This window comes from Serratia proteamaculans (assembly GCF_008830365.1).
Taxonomy (GTDB): Bacteria; Pseudomonadota; Gammaproteobacteria; order Enterobacterales; family Enterobacteriaceae; genus Serratia; species Serratia proteamaculans.
This window is the reverse complement of sequence record NZ_WBKI01000011.1, coordinates 24433-51404: the sequence shown is the minus strand read 5'-3', so window position 1 is coordinate 51404 and position 26972 is coordinate 24433. Positions and strand designations below refer to the sequence as shown.

28 protein-coding genes are annotated in these 26972 nt (G+C 54.9%); 17 read left to right on the top strand and 11 right to left on the bottom strand.

Annotated elements, in window-relative coordinates; genetic code table 11:
• Positions 1-105 precede the first annotated feature (105 nt).
• Genes rfaQ through F8R23_RS23350 form a run of 3 tightly spaced genes read left to right on the top strand, consistent with a single transcriptional unit; the run spans position 106 to position 3412 of the window.
• Complete coding sequence (rfaQ, locus tag F8R23_RS23360; RefSeq protein WP_129938893.1) at positions 106-1188, top strand: putative lipopolysaccharide heptosyltransferase III; 1083 nt, start codon at positions 106-108, stop codon at positions 1186-1188.
• On the top strand, positions 1185-2312 hold the full coding sequence (locus F8R23_RS23355) for a glycosyltransferase family 4 protein (protein WP_129938894.1): 1128 nt from the start codon (positions 1185-1187) through the stop codon (positions 2310-2312). The genes rfaQ and F8R23_RS23355 overlap by 4 nt, the downstream gene beginning before the upstream one ends.
• Before the next feature lie 2 nt (positions 2313-2314).
• Positions 2315-3412 carry a glycosyltransferase gene (locus F8R23_RS23350; protein ID WP_151416072.1) on the top strand — a complete coding sequence of 366 codons (1098 nt, stop codon included), beginning with the start codon at positions 2315-2317 and terminating at the stop codon, positions 3410-3412.
• A gap of 30 nt (positions 3413-3442) precedes the next feature.
• On the opposite strand, the gene F8R23_RS23345 is transcribed toward F8R23_RS23350, so the two are convergent.
• Entirely contained in the window at positions 3443-4456 is a 1014-nt protein-coding gene (locus F8R23_RS23345) for a glycosyltransferase family 9 protein (RefSeq protein WP_129936342.1), read from the bottom strand.
• A 125-nt stretch (positions 4457-4581) separates the two neighbouring features.
• Between F8R23_RS23345 and waaA the strand changes: the two genes are divergently transcribed.
• The 3 genes from waaA to coaD are packed head-to-tail and all read left to right on the top strand — an operon-like array spanning position 4582 to position 7122.
• The gene (gene waaA / locus F8R23_RS23340) at positions 4582-5859 is read left to right on the top strand and encodes a lipid IV(A) 3-deoxy-D-manno-octulosonic acid transferase (RefSeq protein ID WP_085120055.1); all 1278 of its coding nucleotides are present in this window, start codon (positions 4582-4584) and stop codon (positions 5857-5859) included.
• Complete coding sequence (locus F8R23_RS23335) at positions 5860-6633, top strand: glycosyltransferase family 2 protein (RefSeq protein WP_151416071.1); 774 nt, start codon at positions 5860-5862, stop codon at positions 6631-6633.
• A gap of 3 nt (positions 6634-6636) precedes the next feature.
• Entirely contained in the window at positions 6637-7122 is a 486-nt protein-coding gene (gene coaD, locus F8R23_RS23330) for a pantetheine-phosphate adenylyltransferase (RefSeq protein WP_112349254.1), read from the top strand.
• Here the strand turns inward: coaD and mutM are convergent, their stop codons facing one another.
• The 4 genes from mutM to radC form a co-directional block, all read right to left on the bottom strand.
• Complete coding sequence (gene mutM / locus F8R23_RS23325) at positions 7123-7932, bottom strand: bifunctional DNA-formamidopyrimidine glycosylase/DNA-(apurinic or apyrimidinic site) lyase (RefSeq protein ID WP_129936340.1); 810 nt, start codon at positions 7930-7932, stop codon at positions 7123-7125.
• Positions 7933-8011: 79 nt separating this feature from the next.
• Positions 8012-8179, bottom strand: a complete 168-nt coding sequence (gene rpmG, locus F8R23_RS23320) for a 50S ribosomal protein L33 (RefSeq protein WP_004392084.1) — start codon at positions 8177-8179, stop codon at positions 8012-8014.
• 11 nt (positions 8180-8190) lie between these two features.
• A complete protein-coding gene (rpmB, locus tag F8R23_RS23315; protein WP_004953342.1) occupies positions 8191-8427 on the bottom strand; it encodes a 50S ribosomal protein L28 in 237 nt (78 codons plus the stop codon).
• A 263-nt stretch (positions 8428-8690) separates the two neighbouring features.
• Positions 8691-9374 (bottom strand): RadC family protein, encoded by a 684-nt coding sequence (radC, locus tag F8R23_RS23310; protein WP_129936372.1) that lies wholly within the window; start codon positions 9372-9374, stop codon positions 8691-8693.
• A gap of 180 nt (positions 9375-9554) precedes the next feature.
• On the opposite strand from radC, the gene coaBC reads away from it, so the two are divergent.
• From coaBC to slmA, 3 genes are all read left to right on the top strand, one after another.
• The gene (gene coaBC, locus F8R23_RS23305; RefSeq protein ID WP_165366393.1) at positions 9555-10772 is read left to right on the top strand and encodes a bifunctional phosphopantothenoylcysteine decarboxylase/phosphopantothenate--cysteine ligase CoaBC; all 1218 of its coding nucleotides are present in this window, start codon (positions 9555-9557) and stop codon (positions 10770-10772) included.
• The gene (dut, locus tag F8R23_RS23300; protein WP_085120061.1) at positions 10750-11208 is read left to right on the top strand and encodes a dUTP diphosphatase; all 459 of its coding nucleotides are present in this window, start codon (positions 10750-10752) and stop codon (positions 11206-11208) included. The genes coaBC and dut overlap by 23 nt, the downstream gene beginning before the upstream one ends.
• 253 nt (positions 11209-11461) lie before the next feature.
• Positions 11462-12058 carry a nucleoid occlusion factor SlmA gene (gene slmA / locus F8R23_RS23295; RefSeq protein ID WP_012147516.1) on the top strand — a complete coding sequence of 199 codons (597 nt, stop codon included), beginning with the start codon at positions 11462-11464 and terminating at the stop codon, positions 12056-12058.
• A 47-nt stretch (positions 12059-12105) separates the two neighbouring features.
• Here the strand turns inward: slmA and pyrE are convergent, their stop codons facing one another.
• Both pyrE and rph read right to left on the bottom strand, forming a co-directional pair.
• The gene (pyrE, locus tag F8R23_RS23290) at positions 12106-12747 is read right to left on the bottom strand and encodes an orotate phosphoribosyltransferase (protein ID WP_085120062.1); all 642 of its coding nucleotides are present in this window, start codon (positions 12745-12747) and stop codon (positions 12106-12108) included.
• Between the two features lie 92 nt (positions 12748-12839).
• A complete protein-coding gene (rph, locus tag F8R23_RS23285) occupies positions 12840-13556 on the bottom strand; it encodes a ribonuclease PH (RefSeq protein WP_012147518.1) in 717 nt (238 codons plus the stop codon).
• Between the two features lie 126 nt (positions 13557-13682).
• Here rph and F8R23_RS23280 point away from each other — a divergent pair, with 126 nt between their 5' ends.
• Entirely contained in the window at positions 13683-14546 is an 864-nt protein-coding gene (locus F8R23_RS23280) for a YicC/YloC family endoribonuclease (RefSeq protein ID WP_112349257.1), read from the top strand.
• 46 nt (positions 14547-14592) lie between these two features.
• On the opposite strand, the gene F8R23_RS23275 is transcribed toward F8R23_RS23280, so the two are convergent.
• Positions 14593-14772: a hypothetical protein gene (locus tag F8R23_RS23275; RefSeq protein ID WP_129936338.1), complete on the bottom strand. Its 180-nt coding sequence runs from the start codon at positions 14770-14772 to the stop codon at positions 14593-14595.
• A 375-nt stretch (positions 14773-15147) separates the two neighbouring features.
• Between F8R23_RS23275 and F8R23_RS23270 the strand changes: the two genes are divergently transcribed.
• Complete coding sequence (locus tag F8R23_RS23270; RefSeq protein WP_151416070.1) at positions 15148-16332, top strand: NupC/NupG family nucleoside CNT transporter; 1185 nt, start codon at positions 15148-15150, stop codon at positions 16330-16332.
• A gap of 37 nt (positions 16333-16369) precedes the next feature.
• Here the strand turns inward: F8R23_RS23270 and F8R23_RS23265 are convergent, their stop codons facing one another.
• Complete coding sequence (locus F8R23_RS23265) at positions 16370-16804, bottom strand: DUF3574 domain-containing protein (protein WP_112349259.1); 435 nt, start codon at positions 16802-16804, stop codon at positions 16370-16372.
• Positions 16805-17086: 282 nt separating this feature from the next.
• Here F8R23_RS23265 and F8R23_RS23260 point away from each other — a divergent pair, with 282 nt between their 5' ends.
• On the top strand, positions 17087-17704 hold the full coding sequence (locus F8R23_RS23260) for a trimeric intracellular cation channel family protein (RefSeq protein ID WP_129936337.1): 618 nt from the start codon (positions 17087-17089) through the stop codon (positions 17702-17704).
• Here F8R23_RS23260 and ligB read toward each other — a convergent pair.
• A complete protein-coding gene (ligB, locus tag F8R23_RS23255) occupies positions 17679-19385 on the bottom strand; it encodes an NAD-dependent DNA ligase LigB (protein ID WP_390900954.1) in 1707 nt (568 codons plus the stop codon). The genes F8R23_RS23260 and ligB overlap by 26 nt on opposite strands.
• A 311-nt stretch (positions 19386-19696) precedes the next feature.
• Here ligB and gmk point away from each other — a divergent pair, with 311 nt between their 5' ends.
• From gmk to recG, 5 genes are read left to right on the top strand one after another with little or no spacing between them, the layout of a single operon-like run.
• Positions 19697-20320, top strand: a complete 624-nt coding sequence (gmk, locus tag F8R23_RS23250; protein ID WP_099063925.1) for a guanylate kinase — start codon at positions 19697-19699, stop codon at positions 20318-20320.
• Positions 20321-20374: 54 nt separating this feature from the next.
• Positions 20375-20650 (top strand): DNA-directed RNA polymerase subunit omega, encoded by a 276-nt coding sequence (gene rpoZ / locus F8R23_RS23245; protein ID WP_004953385.1) that lies wholly within the window; start codon positions 20375-20377, stop codon positions 20648-20650.
• Positions 20651-20669: 19 nt separating this feature from the next.
• A complete protein-coding gene (gene spoT / locus F8R23_RS23240; RefSeq protein WP_129936334.1) occupies positions 20670-22781 on the top strand; it encodes a bifunctional GTP diphosphokinase/guanosine-3',5'-bis pyrophosphate 3'-pyrophosphohydrolase in 2112 nt (703 codons plus the stop codon).
• A gap of 5 nt (positions 22782-22786) precedes the next feature.
• Positions 22787-23482, top strand: coding sequence for a tRNA (guanosine(18)-2'-O)-methyltransferase TrmH (gene trmH, locus F8R23_RS23235; protein WP_099063926.1), 696 nt, complete (start codon positions 22787-22789; stop codon positions 23480-23482).
• The gene (recG, locus tag F8R23_RS23230; protein WP_129936333.1) at positions 23479-25560 is read left to right on the top strand and encodes an ATP-dependent DNA helicase RecG; all 2082 of its coding nucleotides are present in this window, start codon (positions 23479-23481) and stop codon (positions 25558-25560) included. Before trmH ends, recG begins: the two co-directional genes overlap by 4 nt.
• Before the next feature lie 60 nt (positions 25561-25620).
• On the opposite strand, the gene gltS is transcribed toward recG, so the two are convergent.
• Positions 25621-26832: a sodium/glutamate symporter gene (gene gltS, locus F8R23_RS23225; RefSeq protein ID WP_099063928.1), complete on the bottom strand. Its 1212-nt coding sequence runs from the start codon at positions 26830-26832 to the stop codon at positions 25621-25623.
• Between the last annotated feature and the right edge of the window lie 140 nt (positions 26833-26972).

Here is a 26972-nt window from a genome sequence, read left to right as displayed (position 1 = left end):
CTCCCCCAGACTATTTTTTCACTTCACCGCAAGAAAACCGAGCAACAGTAGCCACATGCGATCGGGTCATTTAGAATCAAAGATTGGTTTCCCAGAAAGCGACTCATGATGAACGACGCGCCAGCCCTAGCTCCTGATCCCTCGATACAGCGTATTTTGATCGTTAAACTTCGCCATCATGGCGATATGTTGCTGATCACACCGGTCATCAATACCCTGCAACAAAACTACCCGCAGGCGCAGATCGACGTACTGTTGTATAAAGAAACTCAGGAGATGCTGGCCAGCCACCCGGCGCTGTCGAATATCTTTGTTATCGATCGTCAGTGGAAAAAGCAGGGGACGAAAGCGCACCTGCACCATGAGCTTAACCTGATCCGCCAGCTCAAAGCACAAAGTTACGATCTGGTGGTCAATCTTGCCGATCAGTGGCGCAGCGCCCTCCTCGCCAAGCTAACCGGCGCGCGTATTCGTCTGGGTTTCGATTTTCCCAAACGGCAGGGTTTCTTATGGCGCTATTGTCATACGCAGTTGGTGCCGGTGAGCGATCACGGCCGGTTGCATACGGTTGAACAGAATCTGTCGCTGTTGCAACCGCTCGGCCTGTCAGCCCTCAGCCAGCAGGTGACCATGAGCTACTCGCAGCAGGACTGGCAGGCCTGCGAACAATTGTTACAGCAGCAAAGCATTACCGGCGATTTTATTGTGGTACAACCCACCTCCCGCTGGTTCTTCAAATGCTGGAGCGAAGAAAAAATGGCGGCCACCATCAGCGCACTGCAGGCCGATGGCCACCAGTTGGTGATCACTTCCGGGCCGGACGCAAAAGAACGTGAAATGGTGGAGCGCATTCTGGCGCTCTGTCCGCCGCAGGACGTAGTTTCATTGGCCGGCCAACTGACACTACGACAACTGGCCGCCCTGATCGACCACGCTAAACTGTTTATCGGTGTAGATTCGGTGCCTATGCACATGGCCGCTGCGCTGCAGACCCCCTGCATCGCTCTGTTTGGCCCTTCCAAGCTGGTGTTCTGGCGCCCCTGGCAGGTCATTGGCAAGGTGATATGGGCCGGAGACTACGGCGACTTACCCGATCCGGACGCCATCAATACCGGCACCGATGAACGTTATCTGGACCTTATTCCTACAGACGCGGTGATTGCAGCCGCGCGGAGCACGCTGGCATGAAAGCATTTCGTTTGGCGATCGTTCGCCAAAAGTACCGCCCGGACGGTGGAGCTGAGCGTTTCGTCTCACGCGCCCTTGAGGCGCTGGAACAGCAGGACCTCGATCTGAACGTTATCACCCGCGAATGGCAGGGTGACGCCAATCCAAACTGGCATATCCACCTGTGTAATCCGCTAAAATTCGGTCGCATCAGCCGTGAACGCGGCTTTGCCGAGGCAGCCAGAGCGTTATGGCAGAAAGAAAACTTCGATCTGGTGCAGAGCCATGAGCGCATTCCCGGCTGTGATATTTACCGTGCCGGTGATGGCGTCCATCGCCGCTGGTTACTGCAGCGGGCGCGCCTGCTACCGGAATGGCGTCGCAAGTGGCTGTTCTCCAATCGTTATCACCGTTACGTGATGTGTGCGGAACGGGCGATGTACGCCGCACCAGAGCTGAAAGCCGTCATCTGCAATGCAGAAATGATCAAACAGGAAATCATCGATGACTTCGGAGTACCGGCCGATAAAATCACGGTGATCTACAACGCCATTGATAATCAAAAGTTCCTGCCCGCCAATGCCGAACTGCGCCAGCAACTACGTCAGCAATACCAGATCCCGCAGCAGGCGCACTGCCTGATTTTTGTCGGTTCAGGTTTTGAACGTAAAGGGCTGGCCGCCGCCATCCGTGCCGTTGCAGCGACCGATAGCTATCTGTTGGTGGTGGGTAAGGATAAGGCTGAAAAACGTTATCAGGCGCTGGCCCAGTCGCTGGATTGCAGCGACCGGCTACGGTTTATGGGCGTGCAAAAACAAACGCTGCCGTTCTATCAGGCTGCCGACGCACTGTTGCTGCCTACACTGTACGATCCGTTTCCCAACGTCATCCTGGAAGCGATGTCCTGCGGACTGCCGGTCATTACCAGCACCACCTGCGGCGGCTCGGAATTTATCACCCAGGGGGAAAATGGCTTCGTGACCGATGCCCTTGATGTCCCCGCGCTGATCGCAGCGATCACCGCGCTACCGCGCCAGGCTTTGGGCTCCGCCATGGGCGAGGCAGCAAGATTGCGTATTATGTCGGCTACCCCGGCACACCTGTCGGAACAGCTGATCTCCCTTTATAACCGGCTGCTGGATTAACTATGCGTATTCTGATGATTATCGACGGCCTGCCTGGCGGAGGCGCTGAAAAAGTGGTGCTGACCCTGTGCCAGGGAATGCAGCAAATGGGTCATGACGTCGGCCTGATTTCATTGCGCGATGTCTGTAACTATCCGATCCCCACAGGCATTCACTATCAGGTGGTCGCGGACCATAGTCGCTCACCATGGCGCAAACTGACCGAACTGTCACGCCGCGCCGCCGCACTGGATCGGGCGATCGCCGACAATGAGCGCCAACAGGGTGCCTATGATTTGGTGTTCTCCAACCTGCATAAAACCGATCGCATCGTCAGCCGCAGCAAGTTGCTCACGTCAGACCGACTGTGGTTCTGCATTCACGGTATCCTGTCGACCTCCTATCTGGGCCATCGCAAGGGGCTGGATCGTTGGTTGAAACAACGGAAAATCGCCCAGGTTTACCAAGGCAGGAATATCGTTGCCGTCTCACAAGCCGTGGGCAACGACTTGCAGCAGAACTTGCCGATCCGCCCAAACCGATTGGCGGTGATCAACAATCCGTTTGATATTGCTGCCATCGAGCAGCAGGCGGCGGAACCCTGTGAACTGGCAGGTAAAGATTATCTGGTGCACGTCGGGCGCTTTCATCCGCACAAACGGCACGATCGGCTGTTGAAGGCCTATGCCCAATCGGGCATACAAGCACCGCTGGCGCTGATCGGCACCGGCAGCGAAGCCAACGTGGGAGAAGTGAAACAGCTGGCAAACCAGTTGGGTATCGCAGACCGAGTACTGTTCCTCGGCTTTCAGGCCAATCCTTATCCGTTTATTCGGCACGCATCACTGCTGGTACTTAGCTCCGACAGCGAAGGCTTTGGTAACGTGCTGGTGGAAGCGCTGCTCTGTGGTACTCCGGTGGTCAGCACCCGTTGCCCCGGCGGGCCTGCAGAAATTCTGGAAAAAGCGGGAATGGATAACGCGCTGGCGGAACTTAATGAAAAGTCACTGGCGGAAAAAATGGCGGAAATTTATGCCAATCCACCAGAGATTAATCATCAGCAACTGTTGGGCTATGGGCTAAATCCTATTTGTCAGCAGTATTTGGCGCTCAAGAAATAAATAAGGCAGGGAACCCTGCCTTATATTTAATTAATTGAATGCCTGAATTTTCTGCCAGACATCGTCGACGGGCACATCAATACAGTCACCCGATTCGGTTTGCAGAATGTGATAACGTCCAGACCATGGATGCCAGGATTCTTTATCAGTATCGCCAAAGAATACCACCATGTCTTTATTCAGCGCCGCGGCCAGATGCATCTGCCCGCCGTCGCTGCACAACACTCTGTCGCATAAATCAAAACCGGCAAGTAATTCACGCACCGACGCCGTTGGGTACAACGCCACACGCTCGTTCTGACAAAGCGCCAATAACTGCTCTGCGCGTTTCTGATCGCCAATATCATCCGGCGTTAGCGTACCCTGCGGCGACCAGAAAATCAGCACCGCCGTGTTCTTATCGGCGAGTAAACGATTGATAATTTCGGCATAGCGCTCGATCGGCCAACGCCGCTTAGGACTGCGACTGCTGATATGAACCGCAAAAACTCGCTCGACCTGCGGCAGGCATTGTTGCAGACGCTGCGCCGCCTGCTGGCGCTCTTCAGCCGTCAGGTACACCCGCACCGGGGGGATGGGAATACGCTGGTCGGTGATGGCCGAAAGGTAGCTGTAGGTATGCTCTACCTGATGCTTGCCGCTGAAATTCTCCTTACGAAAAGGATGATGAATATCAGGCGTGCCCAAGTCTGCGCCAATAATATTGTCGATCCCCGCCATTTTTGCCAAGCGCAGGCTGTACTTGCAGGGAACCGGGTTGGCCAGGATCGCCGCATCAAACTTTATTTTACGCAGCTTAAGGAAAATCATCAAACGCTCGAAATAAACCCCCAGCGTGGTTTCATTTTTCGCCTTGTGCTTTGCCTTTTTATAGACGAAGACCTTTTCGAGGTGCGGGTTATTTTTAACAACATCCTGACTGACTTTATTGATTAACAGATAAAGTTTGGCATCCGGATAGGCAATTTTCACCCCTTCGATCAGCGGAGTGGTACAAACAAGATCGCCAATATTGTCACGGCGAATAATTAAAATATTCTTCATTCCAAGCCTATCAGCGAAATCTCTCGCCTGTTGTCTGAAACTGACACCCAAGGTTACCAAATTAGCGCCTTTCCCTTCCAGTTATGGTACTATTCTGAATAACCCATATAAATGAAATTGATAGAATGTTGCTGCGTTTATATCAGGTACTACTCTACCTCATCCAACCCCTGATCTGGCTCCGCTTACTGTTGCGCAGCCGCAAAGCTCCAGCCTACCGTAAACGCTGGGCAGAACGCTATGGCTTCTGCGCCGGAAAAGTCGTACCGGGCGGCATCATGCTGCATTCCGTCTCCGTGGGTGAAACGCTGGCCGCCATCCCGTTGGTCCGCGCACTGCGCCACCGTTACCCCTATTTACCGATTACTGTGACCACCATGACGCCGACTGGTTCAGAACGCGTGCAGTCCGCCTTCGGTAAAGACGTTCATCATGTTTATCTGCCTTATGATCTGCCTGGCTCCATGCGCCGCTTCCTGGATCAGGTGAATCCCAAGCTGGTCATCATCATGGAAACCGAGCTGTGGCCCAATCTGATTAACGCCCTGCACCAGCGTCAGATCCCTCTGGTGATTGCCAACGCCCGGCTTTCCGCCCGTTCTGCCGCCGGCTACAAAAAAATCGGCGGTTTTGTCCGCGATATGCTGCGCCGCATTACCCTGATCGCCGCGCAAAACCAGGAAGACGGCGAACGTTTTGTCGAACTTGGCCTAAAACGCTCACAGTTGACGGTGACCGGCAGCCTGAAATTCGATATTTCCGTTACGCCAGAGCTGGCTGCACGCGCCATCACGTTACGCCGCCAATGGGCGCCGCGTCGGCCAGTGTGGATCGCCACCAGCACCCACGAAGGTGAAGAAAGCATTCTACTGGCCGCGCATCGCAAACTGCTGGAAAAACACCCTGACCTGCTGCTGATCCTGGTGCCACGTCACCCTGAACGCTTCCCTACCGCTAAAGAGTTGGTGCAAAAAGCCGGCTTCAGCTACACCCTGCGCAGCAACGGTGAAATCCCTTCCGGCAGCACCCAGGTGGTGATCGGCGATACCATGGGCGAACTGATGCTGCTGTATGGCATTGCCGATCTGGCCTTTGTTGGTGGCAGTCTGGTGGAGCGCGGTGGACATAACCCGCTGGAAGCCGCTGCACACGCCATTCCGGTACTAATGGGACCGCATACCTTCAACTTCAAGGATATCTGCGCCAAGCTGTCGCAGGCCGAAGGGTTGATCACCGTGACCGACGAGGAGTCGTTGGTCAAGGAAGTGGCTACGTTGCTCACCGACGAAGACTATCGCCGCTATTACGGCCGCCACGCGGTAGAAGTGCTGTATCAAAATCAGGGAGCGCTGCAGCGCCTGCTGCAACTGTTAGAACCGCACCTGCCACCTCGGAGCCATTAAATGAGCGCCCGCAAAAGCCTGTCGGTAGTGATTATCGCCAAGAACGAAGCCGGGCTGCTGCCGGACTGCCTGCGCTCCGTAGCCTGGGCAGACGAAATCGTCATACTGGATTCAGGCAGCCAGGATGACAGCGTCGCCGTAGCCGAAAGTCTGGGCGCCAAAGTATTCACCCATGTCGACTGGCAGGGATTTGGCAAACAACGCCAACTGGCGCAAAGTTACGCCAGCCACGACTATATTCTGATGATCGACGCCGACGAACGCGTTACACCAGAACTGCGCCAATCAATTGAACAAACGCTGACCGCTCCGGACGATAATCAAGTCTACAGCTGCGCGCGCCGCAATCTGTTCCTCGGGCGTTTTATGCGTCACAGCGGCTGGTATCCTGACCGAGTCAATCGGCTGTACGCCAACCAGCGCTATCGCTATAACGACAATCTGGTGCACGAGTCGCTCACGATCAACGGGGTGAAAGTGGTGCCTCTTAGCGGCGATCTGCTGCACCTGACCTGCCGCGACTTTTTTGCCTTCCAGCGTAAACAGCTGCGTTATGCCGAAGAATGGGCCAATCAACGCCATCAGGCCGGTAAGCGCTGCGGCTATCTCTCGATTCTGACCCATACCCTCGGTGCCTTCTGCAAAACCTGGTTGCTGCGTGCCGGCTTCCTGGACGGCAAACAGGGGTTGCTGTTAGCGGTGGTCAACGCGCAATATACCTTCAATAAATATGCCGCACTCTGGGCATTGGGCCGCAACTATTCAGAGAAGTGAATCATGACCCGTAAAGCCATCTATCCCGGTACTTTCGATCCCATGACCAACGGCCACCTGGATTTGGTAACCCGTGCGTCACTGATGTTCGATCACGTCATTTTGGCGATAGCCGCCAGCCCGAGTAAAAAACCGCTGTTCACACTGGAAGAGCGCGTAGCTTTAGCCAGCCAGGTGACATCGCATCTGGATAATGTAGAAGTGCTGGGGTTCAGTGAACTGATGGCGCATTTTGCAACCCATCAGAATGCCAATATTCTGGTTCGCGGTCTGCGTGCGGTATCTGATTTTGAATATGAGCTGCAGTTGGCCAACATGAATCGCCATTTGATGCCGACGCTGGAAAGCGTGTTCCTGATGCCTTCCGAAGAGTGGTCGTTTATCTCTTCCTCGCTGGTGAAAGAAGTGGCGCGCCATGGTGGTGACATCGCCCCTTTCCTGCCGGCGGTGGTCACCCAGGCCCTGTTCGAAAAACTCGCCGCGCAATAATCAGCGCTGGCAGCGTCGGCAGAAGAAAGTGCTGCGCTGCCCGTGCTTGGCGGATTCAATCGGCGTGCCACATGCGCGGCAAGGCTCGCCCGCCCGACCATACACCTGCAGTTCCTGCGCGAAATACCCCGGCTTGCCGTCCGATTGCAGGAAATCACGCAGCGTGGTGCCGCCTTGCTCAATAGAGCGCAGCAATACCGCCTTAATGGTTTCCACCAACACTTCAGCTTCCACTTTACTCAGCGACCCCGCAGGACGGTCAGGCAGGATCCTGGCGGTAAACAGCGATTCACTGGCGTAGATATTGCCCACCCCCACCACCAGCTTGTTATCCATCAACCAGGGTTTGATCAGCGTGCGCTTGTTACGCGATTTTTCGTATAGGTAGGCACCGGTAAAAGCGTCACTCAGTGGTTCCGGCCCCAGGTGGGCCAGCACGTTACTGCTCGCCAGATCGTCACACCATAACCAGGCGCCAAAGCGGCGCGGATCGGTGTAACGCAGCGTCATACCGTTGCTGATCACCAGATCGACGTGGTCGTGTTTACCGGCCTCGGCCTCTTCGGCCAACATCCGCAGGCTGCCTGACATCCCCAGGTGAACGATAATCCAGCCGCTCGCCAGTTCAATCAGCAAATACTTGGCGCGGCGTTGCACACTGAGTACCGGCTGGTCGCTCAACGCCAGAATTTGCTCGGAAACCGGCCAACGCAGACGCGCATTGCGTACCACGGCATACTGAATGCTATGGCCAACAAGGTAAGGTTCAATACCGCGGCGGCTGGTCTCAACTTCTGGTAATTCAGGCATCTGGCGCTCTCCTGTCGGTTTTCTACTCTTATAACGCAAAAAACCCGGCCGAGGCCGGGTTTTTATTAATCCACTAAAATTATTTAATTTTAGCTTCTTTGTAGATCACGTGCTGGCGGACAACTGGATCGAATTTCTTCAGTTCCAATTTTTCCGGCTTAGTACGCTTGTTCTTCGTGGTGGTATAGAAGTGACCAGTACCAGCAGAAGAAACCAGCTTGATCTTCTCGCGAACACCTTTAGCCATGATGCAGTTCCTTAATACTTCTCACCACGGGTACGCAGATCGGCCAAGACCGTCTCAATACCCTTCTTATCGATAACACGCATACCTTTAGCAGATACACGCAGCGTTACAAAGCGCTTCTCAGCCTCAACCCAAAAACGGTGTGAGTGCAGGTTCGGCAGAAAACGGCGTTTGGTCGCGTTCATTGCGTGGGAACGGTTATTACCGCTCACCGGGCGCTTGCCAGTAACTTGGCAGACTCGTGACATGTCTATTCTCCAAAAATCAAATCAGCTCGAGCTTCGTATAGAGTATGGCCGCCTCGTCAGGCTTTTAGAGCCCATCTCAGCAAACTTCATACTGAGGAGACTCTCGTCATCAGGTTAGAAACCACACATCAGGTTAGAAACCTGCTGAGATAGGCTCTTACGCCAAACCCAAGATTCTCAAAGGTGGCGTAGTATACGCTCTGAAGCGTAAGTGCTCAAGTCCCGAACAGCTAAAGATCCCATAAGGATCGCGAAAAAATCGCTTAAAGCCATCCGCGCTCGGCAAAAGAGACACATTCACCCCGACCTATCACCAAATGATCGAGCACTCGGATTTCCAATAACAGGCAGGCATTAACCACTTGCTCGGTTATCAAACGATCGGCATGACTGGGTTCAGCCATACCCGAGGGGTGATTATGCGCCAGAATAATGGCGGCCGCATTAGCCTTCAACGCTTCGCGCACAATTTCTCTCGGGTATACGACAACGCTGCTGATGGTACCAGCAAACATCTCCTGATGGCGAATAACACGGTGCTGATTGTCTAAAAACAATACCAAAAACACTTCCCGTTCATGATGTGCCAGCAAACTTTGCAAATAATGCTGGGTCATCCTGGGGTTAAGCATGGCATTTTCCTGCGCCAGATGGCTGGAAAAGAAGCGGAACGCCAACTCGGAAATTGCCTGCAATTGAGCGTAGCTGGCAGTACCCAGCCCTTTATGGCTGCAAAAAACTGAATGCTCCGCCGACATCAGGTGAGACAGCGAGCCAAACTGCTCCAACAGTTGCTCAGCCAGTTGCATGACATGTACACCGGGAAAACCGGTGCGCAGAAAAATGGCCAGCAGCTCCGCATCAGACAACGCCGGCGCACCGTAACGTAATAATTTTTCCCGTGGTGCCAGCATATCCGGCCACAAGGTGATTACCTGACTGCTCATCATCGCCCCCCTGAAAACGCCACAGCATGCCACGCAGCGGAGAGGTCAACGACAGGTGTTTGATAACATTGCGAAGTACTGCGCAAAGCACAATGTAACGCACTGCAGACTCAGCAGAATCGCTCACCTGTCTGGCGGTTATGCTAAAATGGCACATCTTTCGGATTCAATCGGACAATCATGATGACGGGACTTTCCGGCAAACATATTGTGCTTGGCATCAGTGGCGGCATCGCCGCCTACAAATGCCCGGAACTGGTACGCCGCCTGCGTGACAGAGGCGCGGAAGTGCGTGTGGTAATGACCAACGCGGCGAAAGCCTTTATTACGCCGCTGACTCTGCAGGCCGTTTCCGGTTATCCGGTCTCAGACGATCTGCTGGATCCCGCCGCCGAAGCGGCGATGGGCCATATCGAACTCGGTAAATGGGCAGACCTGGTGATCCTGGCTCCGGCTACCGCCGATCTGCTGGCACGCGTCGCAGCCGGCATGGCCAACGATCTGCTGACTACCCTTTGCCTGGCCACGGCGGCACCGATCGCCGCCGCGCCCGCCATGAACCAACAGATGTACCGCGCCGTCGCGACTCAGGCCAACCTGCGCACTCTGCAGGCACGCGGTATGCTGCTGTGGGGACCAGACAGCGGCAGCCAGGCCTGTGGTGACATCGGCCCGGGGCGCATGCTCGATCCGCTGGAAATTGTCGAACTGGCGAACAGCCATTTCTCTACGCCACAAGATCTGCAACATTTAAAGATTATGCTCACCGCCGGCCCGACGCGCGAAGCCTTGGATCCGGTGCGGTTCATTAGCAACCACAGCTCAGGTAAAATGGGCTTTGCCATCGCCCGTGCCGCCGCAGCACGGGGTGCACAGGTCACGTTGATCGCGGGGCCAGTCAACCAGCCAACGCCACCCTGGGTCACCCGGGTTGACGTCGTCAGCGCGTTGGAAATGGAGCAAGCGGTGCAGCAACGCGCTGCTGCGCAGAATATTTTTATTTCCTGTGCTGCCGTGGCCGACTACCGTGCCGAGCAGATTTCCGATGAAAAAATTAAAAAACAGGGTGATGAAATCATCCTCAAAATGGTAAAAAACCCCGATATCGTTGCCGGCGTTGCCGCAATGACCAAAAATCGCCCCTTTGTCGTGGGGTTTGCCGCCGAAACCCAGAATGTGGAAGAATACGCGCGACAAAAACTGGCGCGTAAGAAACTGGATTTAATTTGCGCTAATGATGTATCGCTTGCAGAGCATGGGTTTAACAGTGACACCAATGCCTTGCACCTTTTTTGGCAGGATGGAGAAAAGCGCCTGGCGCTGAGCGACAAGGCACTCCTTGGCCAACGTTTAATAGACGAGATAGTCAGCCGTTATGAAGAAAAAAATCGACGTTAAAATCCTCGACCCACGTATCGGACAGGATTTCCCATTACCAACCTACGCCACCCCAGGCTCTGCCGGCCTGGATCTGCGCGCCTGTCTGGACAGCGCCGTTGAACTGGCACCGGGTGAAACTACGCTACTGCCTACCGGCCTGGCTATTCACATCGCAGATACCGATCTTGCGGCAGTAATCTTGCCACGTTCCGGTCTGGGCCATAAACACGGCGTCGTACTGGGCAACCTGGTCGGCCTGATCGATTCCGATTATCAGGGTCAACTGATGGTTTCCGTCTGGAACCGCGGTCAAAAATCCTTCACTATTGAACCCGGTGAACGTATCGCACAGATGGTATTTGTGCCGGTGGTACAAGCTGAGTTCAATCTGGTTGAAGAGTTCGACAGCAGCGAACGTGGTGCCGGTGGTTTTGGTCACTCCGGCCGCCACTAAGCGATACCCGATTGCCGACAGGGAAACGTCACCTGAAATCTTGCCACCCCAGAGAGAAGGACAGCTCTACGGCTAGGTTTGGCCGGCTACGATTTCAGCGCAGACCAGGGCGCGCGGAGAATACAGGTCGTTAAGGCCGCTGACCCCAGCATCGTAAAAAAGCTATCACATAAGCCGCACAGAGATATCTCTGCAGCGGCCGGTGCCCGGGTTTTCGAAAGTCTAAGCAGTTTTAGCAAGGGTCTAATCAGACATGGCAGAAAAAGAAAAAATCAAAAGGAACCGGCGCGAGGAAATACTGCAGGCATTAGCTCAGATGCTGGAATCCAGCGACGGCAGCCAACGTATTACCACCGCTAAACTTGCCGCTAACGTCGGAGTCTCCGAAGCTGCACTGTACCGGCACTTTCCCAGCAAGACACGGATGTTCGACAGCCTGATCGAGTTTATTGAAGACAGCCTGATCACGCGCATCAACCTAATCCTGCAGGATGAGAAAGAGACATTTAACCGCCTGCGGTTGATTCTGTTACTGGTACTGGGGTTTGCCGAACGCAACCCGGGCCTGACGCGTATCATGACCGGTCATGCATTAATGTTTGAGCAAGATCGACTGCAGGGGCGAATCAACCAGCTGTTTGAACGCATCGAGGCGCAGCTGCGTCAGGTGTTGAAAGAACGCAAACTGCGGGAAGGAAAAGGCTTTATCGTGGATGAAACGCTGCTGGCCAGCCAGTTACTGGCGTTCTGTGAAGGCATGCTGTCACGCTACGTACGCTCCGAATTCCGCTACCGCCCAACGCAAGAATTTGATGGCCGCTGGCCACTGTTGGCGGCACAGCTGCAATAAACCCTATGCCGGGTGCATTTGGTGCGCCCGGCATAGTAAATCCCGCGTTAAACCCCGTACTGCTCGCGATAAGCGCGAACCGCCGCCAGGTGATCCGCCATTTCCGGTTTCTCTTCCAGATAAACAATCAAATCCTTCAGCGTCACGATGGAAATCACCTTACAGTGATAATCACGCTCAACTTCCTGAATGGCCGAAATATCCGCACGGCCGCGCTCCTGACGATCGAGGGAAATCAGCACCCCGGCAAGCCGCGCGCCGCCGGCGCCAATGATTTCCATTGATTCACGGATCGCTGTACCTGCAGTGATAACGTCGTCTACCAACATCACTCGGCCTTGCAGCGGGCTGCCTACCAGCGTGCCACCCTCACCATGGGTCTTGGCTTCTTTACGGTTAAAGCAGTACGGCACATCGCGCTCATGGTGCTCTGCCAACGCGACGGCTGTGGTGGTCGCGATCGGGATCCCTTTGTAGGCTGGGCCAAACAGCAGGTCGAACTCGATACCGGAATCCACCAGCGCTTCGGCATAGAAACGCCCTAACAGCGCGAGATCACGCCCGGTATTAAACAGGCCGGCATTAAAGAAATACGGGCTGGTACGACCGGATTTCAGGGTGAACTCGCCGAATTTCAATACCTGCTTGTTAAGCGCGAACTCGATAAACTGGCGCTGATAGGCTTTCATTGCTGCTTCTCCTCGTCTGGTCGGTTAGATCTGTTAATACTGCCGCCCGATCGCCGGGCGTAAAAAAGGCGACCCTTGAGTCGCCTTAATAATTAGTCTGCCAGCGCCGCTTTCTGCGCCTGGAAGATGGTATCGATGCCCCCTCGAGCCAGCGCCAACAGCGCCAGTAACTCATCGTGGCTGAACGGCTCGCCCTCGGCGGTGCCCTGCACCTCGATCATGCGGCCATCTTCCATCATCACCACGTTCATATCGGTTTCTGCTGCGGAGTCTTCGACATACTCCAAATCGCACAGCGCTTCGCCGTTAACGATACCAACAGAAACTGCGGCGACCAGCCCTTTCATCGGGTTGGCTTTCAGCTTGCCGTTAGCCACCAGCGCATTCAACGCATCGGCCAGCGCAACGCAGGCACCGGAAATAGACGCGGTACGGGTGCCACCATCGGCCTGCAAGACGTCGCAGTCAAGCGTGATGGTGAACTCACCGAGTTTTTTCAGATCTACCGCTGCACGCAGCGAACGGGCGATCAGGCGCTGGATTTCCAGCGTGCGGCCACCCTGCTTGCCTTTTGCGGCTTCGCGGGCGTTACGGCTGTGGGTAGAACGCGGCAACATGCCGTATTCAGCGGTGATCCAACCCTGGCCCTGACCTTTCAGGAAGCGCGGAACGCCCTCTTCTACCGTGGCGGTGCACAAAACTTTGGTATCGCCAAACTCAACCAGCACGGAGCCTTCCGCGTGTTTGGTATAGTGACGGGTCAGTGTCAGTGGGCGAACTTGTTGTGGTGCTCTGCCTGCAGGACGCATGGGCTCTCTCCGGCTTCTAATCAACGATTGGCTGCGCATTATACGGGCTTCGTGACGTAATGCCTATCCTGCCCGCATCTCCAACGCTATAATCGCCCCATCTTTTCCTATTACGGGTACGCATCAATGATCCGCAGCATGACAGCCTACGCCCGGCGTGAAATCAAGGGTGAATGGGGCAGCGCAGCTTGGGAGCTGCGTTCCGTGAACCAACGCTATCTAGAAACCTACATTCGCCTGCCAGAGCAATTCCGCAGCCTGGAGCCGGTGATCCGCGAACGTATTCGTGGCCGCCTGACCCGCGGCAAAGTGGAATGCAACCTGCGTTTCGAACTGGACCCGAGCGCGCAAAGCTCAATGATCCTGAACGAAAAGCTGGCCAAGCAGCTGGTTGAAGCTGCCAACTGGGTAAAAATGCAAAGCGACGAAGGGGAAATTGATCCTATCGACGTACTGCGTTGGCCAGGCGTGATGTCTGCCCAGGAGCAGGATCTGGACGCTATCAGCGCACAGCTAATGCAGGCGCTGGACGGGGCACTGGATGACTTCATCATTGCTCGCGAAAGCGAAGGTACCGCACTGAAAGCGCTGATTGAACAGCGCCTGGACGGCGTTAGCGCCGAAGTGATCAAGGTACGGGCCCAGATGCCAAACATTCTGCAATGGCAGCGTGAGCGTTTGGTCAGCAAGCTGGAAGAAGCTCAGGTACAACTGGAAAACACCCGTTTGGAACAGGAACTGGTGTTGATGGCGCAGCGTATTGACGTCGCCGAAGAGTTGGACCGTCTGGAAGCCCACGTAAAAGAAACGCACAACATCCTGAAGAAGAAAGAAGCCGTGGGCCGTCGCCTCGACTTTATGATGCAGGAGTTCAACCGCGAATCTAATACCTTGGCATCCAAGTCCATCAATGCCGAAGTCACCACTTCCGCCATCGAGCTGAAAGTGTTGATCGAGCAGATGCGTGAGCAGATCCAGAACATCGAGTGATATGTTCTTCATTCGCTTAAGCCCGCGTCAGCGGGCTTTTTTACGGCTATGCTCTGGGTAAACCAGCCACCTGCTCTTCGGTAATCAGCCCCATTTTCTGCAGCTGCACGGCAATTCCCCAGGTCGAGCGTTCAAATTCACTGCTCATCACTTCCAGCGTCATGCCCGCGGCGTGGCTTTCTTGCAATCGTTGTTTCTCTTCTTCATCCCAAATGGTGTCGATCATTGGTCTCCTCATCCTGAGAAAAAATTTCGCTGAATTTCTGCGACAAAATGTCAGACTATTTTCATGGTTAATCCTTAATAAACCAATCTATTAGCGCAACCCGTGGGACATTCTGAGCATTGGGTTCCAGGCCTTTACTTTAGGCAATAACCCTGGAAGCGACGAAGCTTTGCGCGTCACAACGCAAAAAATGCATCGGATACGGAGCGGTGTGGGTTTATGAAAAACTGTGACCCAGTGGGCACGGGTGGCAATCGGTAACTTATCTCGCTGACTGAAAGTATTTTATTCCGATTATCACCTAAGGTAATGAAAGGAGGGCTAAGCTGTGGCTAAATGTGTTTTTTTCATGCCCGCAAGCTGTACGGACCCTTTATGCCGCAAATTCTGCAATTTATTTTTGCCCTGGTGGTGATCATCGCCCTGGCCCTGTTAGTCAGCAATGACCGCAAGAAAATCCGCCTGCGCTATATTATTCAGCTTCTGGTCATCGAAGGTGCCCTCGCCTATTTCTTCCTGCATTCAGAAAGTGGCCTTAGCGTCATCAGACACGTCGCTGGCTTCTTTGAGACGCTGCTGACATACGCCGCGCAAGGTTCTGACTTTGTGTTTGGTGGCATGAGCAAAGACGGGTTGGCGTTTATCTTCCTGGGGGTTTTGTGCCCGATAATCTTTATTTCTGCGCTAATCGGCATTTTGCAACATTTCCGCATTTTACCGCTGATTATCCGTGTGGTTGGCACTCTGCTGTCCAAAGTTAACGGTATGGGCAAGCTGGAGTCTTTCAACGCCGTCAGCACGCTGGTGCTCGGACAATCGGAAAACTTTATCGCTTATAAGGGCATCATTGGCGATATCTCGCCACGCCGCATGTACACCATGGCGGCTACTGCCATGTCGACAGTATCCATGTCCATCGTTGGCGCCTATATGTCGATGATCGATGCGCAATACGTGGTTGCAGCGCTGATCCTCAATATGTTCAGTACCTTTATCATTTTGTCGATCATCAACCCTTATCAGTTGGACGATGAGCCTGAATTGAAGCTGAGCAAGCTGCATGAAAATCAGAGCTTCTTTGAAATGCTGGGCGAGTACATTTTGGCGGGCTTCAAAATTGCGATGATTATCGCTGCCATGCTGATCGGCTTTATTGCACTGATTTCTGCGGTAAACGCCCTGTTCTCCGCCGTGTTCGGTATCAGCTTCCAGCAGATCCTGGGCTATGTATTCTACCCGTTGGCCTGGTTAATCGGCATCCCGGCACCGGATGCGCTGCGGGCAGGCAGCATCATGGCGACCAAGCTGGTAGCCAATGAATTTGTGGCAATGATTGAATTGAAGAAAATCGCTGCGGAGCTAACACCACGCGGCCTGGGCATCCTGTCGGTATTCCTGGTGTCCTTCGCCAACTTTGCCTCTATCGGCATCGTGGCCGGGGCAATCAAAGGGCTTAACGAGCGACAGGGCAACGTGGTTTCTCGTTTTGGCCTGAAACTGGTCTACGGCTCAACGCTGGTCAGCCTGCTTTCGGCGGCAATCGCCGGGCTGGTGCTGTAAGCCAAACTCGTATCCCGGCCTGCGGGCCGGGACTTCCTCAGAACGCGACACACACCGGCGCATCAACCCGCATCACAGAATCCTGCGCAAACTGTTGCTTATAGCTGCTACGCAGCGCCTCAATATTGGTTTCACTTTCCTTGCCCGGTGCATGGACCAGCATCAACGCTTTGCTGTTCTCACGTGCCAGCTTGCCGTCATTACCCAGCCACTGTCCTTTGGCATCAAATACCGACAGCCCATCTTTAAAGCGCGGCGTCACTTGCCGATCCACAAAACTCTGCCACTCTGCTGCGCTAATCACCGGTCCCGTCGGGCGGTTCAGACCAAAATACAGCGTGGTTTGCGTCATGGGATCGCCTACTGAGCAAGTCGCTGGCTTTTGCTGCACGGTGTTCGGAACCGGAGCAACACAGCCGCTCAACAGTAAGGCCGCCGTTACGGCCGTCGCCAGCATGGGAGTATTTTTCATTTATCTTTATGTTCCTTAATGAATGCCATTATCCGCCATCGACACGCAGCCTCGGACCGAGTGCAATAAATATAGTCAGCCATAGAAACTAACACTAAATTTCTAATACTTCCGTTAGAAATAAGAGGTTAGAAAAGGCAATAAACAAGTAAATCCAATCAACAATGGATTAATTAAAGTAATCCGAAACATCACCCGTTAGAAAAACTCAGTAGCGATGTACCCCGTCGGCGATTACCCTTCCACCATTACACTCATTCCTGCCCACCCTGTGAATACCTTATGTTACTGAGCGTTCTTTATATCATCGGCATCACTGCCGAAGCCATGACCGGCGCACTGGCTGCCGGCCGTCGCCAGATGGATATGTTTGGCGTAATTATTATCGCTTCGGCCACCGCGATCGGTGGCGGTTCGGTGCGAGATATGCTGCTCGGGCATTTTCCATTGGGGTGGGTCAAACATCCTGAATATATTGTTATCGTCGCCATTGCCGCGATTGTTACCACCTGGCTGGCGCCACTGATGCGTCATCTGCGTCGCCTATTCCTGGTTTTGGATGCCGTTGGTCTGATTGTGTTTTCAATCATCGGTGCGCAAGTCGCACTGGATATGGGGCACGGTGCCATCATCGCCGCGATTGCCGCCGTGATCACCGGCGTGTTCGGTGGCGTACTGCGCGATATGCTCTGTAACCGCATTCCACTGGTATTCCAGAAGGAAATCTATGCCGGTATCTCCTTTGGCGCCGCCTGGTTGTATATCGGCCTGCAACACTTCAGCCTGCCGCATAACCTGGTGGTGATCATCACGCTGGTCGTCGGCCTCAGCGCCCGCTTACTCGCCCTGCGCTTTCGTCTGGGTCTACCGGTATTTAATTACCAGCATCCGGATCATTAATAAGATCCACCTCAGAGGCGAAGCTGGTTATTTGCTGGGATGCCAACGTGCTGACCAACGCCAGCAGCGGTGGGTGCTGGAGAAAATCGACAATCTGCCGCGCCCTTTTGGTTCCAATACCGGCCATCGTCCGCCATGCTTCGGCGGGCAATTGCTGAACCTGATGCCAACTTCTCAACGTCACCGCTTGCTGCGGGGACAGCGGCGCGCCTAAGGCGATTAACCAGCGGGCAAAAGGCTGCTGCCGCGCCAGTTGAAACTGCCGGTAAATGCTCTGCCCTCGCTTACCGCCAATACCAGGGGCAGACATCAACTGTTCCGGCGTCAGCACCAACCAATCCAACAGATGCCGTACCAGCCCCTGATCGATGAGTGCCTGCCAGGTAGATTCGTTGACGCCGTGGAGATTTAACCCCTGTCGGCCGCTCAGCCACACCAGCCGGGCAAGAAATTGCTGACGGCAATCCGGCCGCCAACTAAAGCAACTCAACGGGTGATAATGTTCTGCGGATGGCGCACTGGGCATCGACCTCTCTTTTACCCGCCAGACCACCTTATTAAGATGCGGAATGCCATGCCCCATCAGGCTGATTACCACCTGATCTCCCGGCACAACCGCCCATTGCCGCCAACGTGGTAGTGAGCCGAGGTTAACCCGAGTCACCCATTTGTCGTCCAGCCTGACAGGCTCAAGGCGCAGCACCACGGCAATTTTTCCGGTTCGCCCCACATTGAATTCGACGCCATTGACCTGCGCAACCTGCTGCGCCGGAGAATACTTCCAGGCAACGGCCCAATCACCGGGCTTCGCTTGCCAGTACCTTCCCTGCGGTGAACGCGCCTGATGGATCACCACGCCATCGGTAACGAAAGGCAAAGCGGCCTGGTACCAGCGATCTCGCCATTGCTGCACTTGCACCAATGATTTCACCGGTTGCGAATAAGCCAGGGTCAAAGGGAACCCCATAGCAGCAAGCTGGTGTAAACGCTGCGGCATCGCTTGCGGACCGTCCGGCCATGCCCAGACAAACAGGCCAATCTGCTGCAGTACCGGTGAAGGCCTCTTTTTCATCAACGCACCGGCAACCTTAGCCCGGGCATTGATGCCACCACTACGTTTTTGTTGATGACCGTTCACCATCAGAAACAGCTCACCTTGCAGAGTCAGCGTCTGCGGCGCATCCTTGATGCCAGTGGGCACCGCCGGTATGGCACGCACATTTTCCAGCCAGTTTTCCCCCTTTAGCCCGTCCCCCCGGCTGATCGCCGACACCAAGACTCCGTCACGATAAACCAGCGTAATGGCTACGCCGTCCACCTTTGGCTGAACCCAGAGGTCACTGCGGCCGTGCAACCATTGGGCCACTGCGGCAGGATCCGGCAATTTGCGTAATCCGGTATGCGCAACCGGGTGCGACAACTTGCCCGCAGGTAAAAGCGGCACAGACTCCTCTGCCGGTGCCAGCCCGGCGCAAGCTAGCCACAGCTGCAGTTTTTTGCGCAGGCTGTCGTAAACTTCATCTTCAACCAAACTGTTTCCCTGTTGGTAATAAGCCACATCCCAGTGCTCAAGCTGGTTTTTTAACGTGGTTATCTCCAGTTGCAACCGCTCCGGCCGCCATGTTGGGCAAGACTCCGCCCACAGCGGCTCGCTAAACACCAAACAGCCCAGCAGGATCATCCCGATCCCCATCACACCTTTACGCATTGTGCACCTCCCTGATAACCGGCAGTAAATCCGGGAAGTGGAGACGCGGCAATGGCCAATCAGTCGTTCTGCAAAGCAGCTCGAGAAGGGCAGAGCGCATTGCAGAAAAACGCCAAAATTTAGCGATAAGCTGCGCAAACCCGTCTGTTTGAGGTTTTTTCAGCATAAAGCGGCGGGCAAAATGCGAGCTAACGCTGCATCCGGCTCGTTAGCCGTGTATACTGTGCGGAGAAAATACACATCCGCTGTTATTGGCATATCAACCGCTACCAACGAACATCATCATGGCTCAAGGCACACTTTATATTGTCTCTGCCCCCAGTGGCGCAGGGAAATCAAGTCTGATTCAGGCTTTGTTAAAGACGCAACCGCTGTACGACACGCAGGTTTCGGTTTCGCACACCACGCGCGACAGCCGCCCGGGTGAACAGCATGGCGATCATTATTTCTTCGTCTCAAAAGATGAATTCTGCCGAATGATTGAGCAGGATGCCTTTCTTGAGCACGCCGAAGTGTTCGGCAACTATTACGGGACCTCACGCGCCGCCATTGAGCAGGTGCTGTCGACCGGTGTAGACGTTTTCCTGGATATCGACTGGCAGGGCGCGCAGCAGATTCGCGCAAAAATGCCCCAGGCACGCAGCATCTTTATTTTGCCGCCGTCGAAGGAAGAACTTGATCGTCGCCTGCGTGGACGCGGGCAAGACTCTGATGAAGTGATCGCTAAACGCATGGCGCAAGCCGTGGCGGAAATGGCGCACTACGCGGAGTATGATTATTTAATTGTGAATGATGATTTCGACTTGGCTCTGTCCGATCTGAAAACCATTATTCGCGCCGAGCGCCTGCGTTTAGGCCGCCAATTACTGCGGCATGACGCTTTAATCAGCAAACTATTGGCAGACTGAAGACAGTTTCAGTATTATGCCCAGTCTTTTCGTCACCTGTGGAGTAGCACAAATATGGCACGCGTAACTGTTCAAGACGCTGTAGAGAAAATTGGTAACCGTTTTGACCTGGTGTTGGTCGCTGCTCGTCGGGCACGTCAAATCCAGACTGGCGGTAAAGATGCACTTGTTCCGGAAGAAAACGACAAGTACACCGTTATCGCGCTGCGCGAAATCGAAGAAGGCCTGATCACCAGCCAGATCCTCGATGTTCGTGATCGTCAGGAGCAGCAAGAGCAGGAAGCCGCAGAGATTCAAGCGGTTACCGCCATTGCTGAAGGTCGTCGTTAATTAGACTGCGAGTCTGCCTTTGTACCTGTTTGAAAGCCTGAATCTGCTGATTCAACGTTACCTGCCTGAGGAGCAGATTAAGCGCCTCAAACAGGCATACCTCGTTGCACGTGATGCTCACGAGGGACAGACACGCTCCAGCGGTGAGCCCTACATTACTCACCCGGTTGCCGTGGCCTGCATTCTGGCGGAAATGCGTCTCGACCATGAGACGCTGATGGCAGCATTGCTGCACGACGTCATCGAAGACACCCCGGCCACCTACCAGGATATGGAACAGCTGTTCGGCAAAAGCGTTGCCGAATTGGTTGAAGGCGTATCCAAGCTCGACAAGCTGAAGTTCCAGGATAAAAAAGAAGCGCAGGCGGAAAACTTCCGCAAGATGATCATGGCGATGGTGCAGGATATCCGCGTCGTGTTGATCAAGCTGGCCGACCGTACGCACAACATGCGCACCCTCGGTTCGCTTCGCCCTGATAAACGGCGGCGTATTGCGCGTGAAACCCTGGAAATCTACAGCCCTCTGGCCCATCGTCTGGGTATTCACCACCTGAAAACCGAGCTGGAAGAGCTGGGTTTTGAGGCGTTGTACCCGAACCGCTATCGCGTAATCAAAGAAGTGGTGAAAGCCGCGCGCGGTAACCGTAAAGAGATGATCCAGAAGATTCTCGCTGAGATCGAAGGGCGACTGACCGAGGCCGGCATACCCTGTCGCGTCAGCGGGCGAGAAAAACATCTGTATTCCATCTACCTCAAGATGCACCTGAAAGAACAGCGTTTCCATTCAATTATGGATATCTACGCGTTCCGGGTGATCGTGAAGGAAGTCGACACCTGCTACCGCGTACTGGGTCAGGCTCACAGCCTGTACAAACCGCGTCCGGGCAGGGTCAAAGACTATATCGCCATTCCCAAGGCCAACGGCTATCAATCGCTGCACACTTCATTGATCGGCCCACACGGCGTACCGGTTGAGGTGCAGATCCGTACCGAAGATATGGATCAGATGGCCGAAATGGGGGTCGCCGCGCACTGGGCTTATAAAGAAAAAGAACAGGGCGAAACAGGCACCACCGCACAAATCCGCGCTCAGCGCTGGATGCAAAGCTTGCTGGAGCTGCAACAAAGCGCCGGCAGTTCGTTTGAATTTATCGAGAGCGTAAAATCCGATCTGTTCCCGGATGAGATTTACGTTTTCACCCCGGAAGGCCGCATTGTCGAATTGCCTGCGGGCGCAACGCCGGTCGACTTCGCCTACGCGGTACACACCGATATCGGCCACGCCTGCGTTGGTGCGCGGGTCGATCGTCAGCCGTACCCGCTGTCGCAGCCACTGAGTAGCGGCCAAACGGTCGAAATTATCACCGCACCGGGCGCACGACCCAACGCCGCCTGGCTGAACTTTGTCGTCAGCTCAAAAGCACGCGCCAAAATCCGCCAGATGCTGAAGAACCTCAAACGCGATGATTCGGTCAGCCTCGGCCGTCGCTTGTTGAATCATGCGTTAGGCGGCAGCCGCAAACTGACAGAGATCCCACCGGAAAATATCCAGCACGAGTTGGATCGCATGAAGCTGGCAACGCTGGATGATTTGCTGGCTGAAATCGGCTTAGGCAATGCCATGAGCGTGGTGGTAGCGAAAAACCTGCAGGGTGACCAGTCCAATCTGGGCATGTCCTCCGGAGTGCGTAACCTGGCGATCAAGGGCGCAGACGGCGTACTGATCACCTTCGCCAAATGCTGCCGACCTATTCCAGGTGACCCGATCATCGCCCACGTCAGTCCAGGCAAAGGCCTGGTGATCCACCATGAGTCCTGCCGGAATATCCGCGGCTACCAGAAAGAGCCTGAGAAATTCATGGCGGTAGAGTGGGATAAAGACATTGAGCAAGAATTCATTGCCGAGATCAAAGTGGACATGTTTAACCATCAGGGGGCGCTGGCCAACCTGACGGCGGCTATCAATGCGGCTGAGTCCAATATCCAAAGCCTGAATACCGAAGAAAAAGACGGCCGGGTTTATAGCGCCTTTATCCGCTTGACCACCCGCGATCGCATCCATCTGGCAAATATTATGCGTAAAATCCGTATCATGCCGGATGTCATTAAAGTTAACCGTAACCGAAATTAGCGCTTATGAGCCCTGAACGCTATGCGCGGATTTGTGAAATGCTGGCTACCCGGCAGCCGGATTTAACGGTCTGCCTGGAACAGGTGCACAAACCGCATAACGTCTCCGCCATCATCCGCACCGCCGACGCCGTCGGCGTGCATCAGGTGCATGCCGTGTGGCCAACCCCGCGCATGCGCACCTTGGTTTCTTCCGCGGCTGGCAGCAACAGCTGGGTGAATGTCAAAACCCATCCCACCATTGTCGACGCCGTGACCCATCTGAAAGATCAGGGTATGCAAATTCTGGCGACTAACCTGTCAGCCCGCGCAGTCGACTTCCGTGAGGTGGATTACACCCGCCCAACCTGCGTGCTGCTGGGTCAGGAAAAAACCGGCATCACCGAAGAGGCCCTGCGGCTTGCCGACCAGGACATCATCATTCCGATGATCGGTATGGTGCAGTCGCTTAACGTGTCGGTCGCCTCGGCACTGATCTTGTACGAAGCGCAACGCCAGCGGCAAAATGCCGGTATGTATCGCCGTGAGCACAGCATGCTCGACCAGGAAGAGCAGCAACGTCTGCTGTTTGAAGGCGGCTATCCGGTACTGGCCAACGTGGCCAAGCGTAAAAGGCTGCCGCGCCCACACATTGATGAGCAGGGCCAGGTGGTCGCCGATGCCGAATGGTGGGCAACCATGCAAGCGACGGTACGTAAATGAAAGGCCGCCTGCTGGATGCTGTCCCACTCACCACACTTTCCGGGGTTGGCGCCAGCCAGGCAGGTAAACTGGCCAAAATTGGCCTGGAAACCATTCAGGATTTGCTGCTGCACCTGCCGCTGCGCTATGAAGACCGCACCCGCCTCTATCCAATAAACGATCTGCAATCGGGCATTTTTGCCACAGTGGAAGGCGAAGTACTGCGCACAGACATCAGCTTTGGTCGTCGACGCATGCTGACCTGCCAGATCAGTGACGGTACCGGCCTACTCACCATGCGCTTCTTCAACTTCAATGCGGCGATGAAGAACAGCCTGGCCAACGGCCGTCGTGTCACCGCCTATGGTGAAGTCAAACGTGGTAATCACGGCGCAGAAATTATTCACCCGGAATACCGCATTCAGGGAGAAAGCAGTGAGGTTGAGCTGCAAGAGTCACTGACGCCGGTCTACCCCACCACCGAAGGCATTCGGCAGGCCACGCTGCGTAAACTGACCGATCAGGCGCTGGAGCTATTGGATACCTGCGCCATTGCCGAACTGCTGCCGCCAGAACTGAGCGGTGGGTTAATGAGCCTGCCACAGGCGTTGCATACCCTGCATCGCCCACCGCCGGATATCCAGTTAGCGGATTTGGAACTGGGTAAACACCCGGCACAAAAACGTCTGATCCTGGAAGAGCTGCTGGCGCACAACCTCAGCATGCTGGCGGTACGAGCCGGTGCCCAGAGCTATCAGGCGCTGCCGCTGATGCCGGATGACCGGCTTAAAAAGCAATTCCTCGCCCAGTTGCCGTTTTCACCGACCGGGGCGCAAGACCGCGTGGTGGCCGATATCGAAGCCGATATGCAAAAAGGTTTCCCGATGATGCGACTGGTACAGGGCGACGTCGGCTCCGGCAAAACACTGGTGGCTGCGCTAGCCGCGTTGCGCGCTATCGCTCACGGCAAGCAGGTGGCGCTGATGGCGCCAACGGAGCTGCTGGCCGAACAGCACGCCAACAATTTCCGCCAGTGGTTTGAACCGCTGGGGCTTCAAGTCGGCTGGCTGGCCGGCAAGCAAAAAGGTAAAGCGCGTATCGCGCAGCAAGAGGCAATTGCCAGTGGGCAGGTGTCGATGGTGGTCGGTACGCACGCCATCTTCCAGGAACAGGTGCAGTTCTCCGGCCTGGCACTGGTGATCATCGACGAACAGCATCGTTTTGGCGTACACCAGCGGCTTGCCCTGTGGGAAAAGGGGGAGGAGCAAGGCTTCCATGCCCATCAGTTGATCATGACCGCCACGCCCATCCCACGCACGCTGGCGATGACCGCCTATGCCGATCTCGACACTTCGGTGATCGACGAGCTGCCCCCAGGCAGAACGCCGGTCACTACCGTCGCCATTCCCGATACCCGCCGTGCCGATATTATTCAGCGAGTGAAAAACGCCTGCATCGAAGAAGGCCGACAGGCGTATTGGGTTTGTACGCTGATCGAGGAGTCTGAGGTGCTGGAGGCCCAGGCGGCAGAAGCCACCTGGGAGGAACTGAAAGTCGCGTTGCCGGAGCTGAAAGTCGCGCTGATACATGGCCGTATGAAAGCACAAGAGAAGCAGGCGGTGATGCAGGCCTTTAAACAAGGCGAACTGCAGCTGTTGGTGGCAACGACGGTGATCGAAGTCGGTGTCGACGTACCAAATGCCAGCCTGATGATCATCGAAAACCCGGAGCGGTTGGGGCTGGCGCAGCTGCATCAGCTACGCGGCCGCGTGGGTCGTGGTGCTGTCGCGTCACACTGTGTTTTGTTGTACAAAACGCCGCTGAGCAAAACGGCACAAAAGCGCCTGCAGGTGCTGCGTGACAGCAATGATGGCTTCGTTATTGCGCAGCAAGATCTGGAGATCCGCGGCCCCGGTGAGTTGCTGGGCACACGTCAAACCGGCAGTGCAGAGTTCAAAGTGGCCGATTTACTGCGCGATCAGGCAATGATCCCGGAAGTGCAACGCGTCGCCCGCCATATCCATCAGCAGTATCCGGAACATGCTCGAGCCTTGATTGAACGCTGGTTACCGGAAAAAGCGCGTTACTCCAACGCCTAATCCCCCTACCATAGAAAAGGGCGCCAATCGGCGCCCTTTTCGTTTATTACTACCCGTTAATCAGCCAATAACCGGGAATATCGGCAGCAGCAGATACAGCTTAATCACAATCGCATTGGCAATATCAATAAAGAACGCCCCGACCATTGGCACCACCAGAAACGCCAGGTGTGATGGGCCGAAGCGATCGGTAATCGCCTGCATATTGGCGATCGCCGTTGGCGTCGCGCCCATACCGAAGCCACAGTGGCCCGCGGCCAGTACCGCTGCATCGTAATTTTTACCCATCACCCGATAGGTGACGAAAATGGCGTACAGCGCCATCACCAGCGTTTGTACCGCCAGGATCGCCAGCATCGGCAAGGCCAGCGAAGCCAGCTCCCACAATCGCAGGCTCATCAGCGCCATGGCCAGGAACAGCGATAGGCTGACGTTGCCCAGCACCGATACCGCACGTTCAAACACGGTATAAAAACCGGTGAAAGCCAGGGTGTTGCTGAGGATCACGCCGACAAACAGCACGCAGACGAAGTTTGGCAATTCAAACACCGTGCCACTCAGCAAGCCTGAGATCAACTGACCCAGGCTCAAACAGATGGCGATCATGGCGATGGTTTCAACCATGACCAGCGAGGTGATCAAACGGCCGCTTTCCGGCTTTTCAAAACCGCTTGGCTGGACACTGTCGTCCGGTGTGCCTTCCGGCGTGGACGAATGCTTCACCAGATAACGCGCCACCGGCCCGCCGATCAGGCCACCCAGTACCAGCCCGAAGGTGGCACAGGCCATCGCCACTTCCGTGGCGTTTTCAAACCCGTAGCGTTCGATAAACAGCTTGCTCCAGGCCGCCCCGGTGCCATGGCCACCGGACAAGGTGATGGAGCCGGCAATCAGACCCATCAGCGGATCCAGACCCAGCATTTTCGCCATGCCGATGCCGATGGCGTTCTGCACCAGCAGCAGGCCCAGCACCACAAACAGGAACACCATTAATGCCTTACCGCCCGCACGCAAGCGCGCCAGGTTGGCATTCAGACCGATGGTGGCGAAGAAAGCCAGCATCAATGGGTCCTTCAGCGACATATCGAAGCTGATTTCCCAGTTAACGAGCTTTTTCAGGGCTAACAACAGGAGCGCCACCAGTAAGCCACCGGCGACAGGTGCGGGGATAGTGTATTTTCTCAACAGGGGAATGCTGGTAACGCATTTGCCCCCAAGGAGCAAAACCAATGTTGCCGCGACTAACGTGCCATAAGTATCAAGATGAAACATCCAGGTACTCCATGTAAGGGGAAAGATCCAATTAAGAAATAATAAGTTATAGAAAACCGCTTAGTTTTTAAAACTTGATGAGTGCAGGATTAGAAGGAAAAAACGCTGATAACACAAGAAAAAATGAATAAAAATGCGAC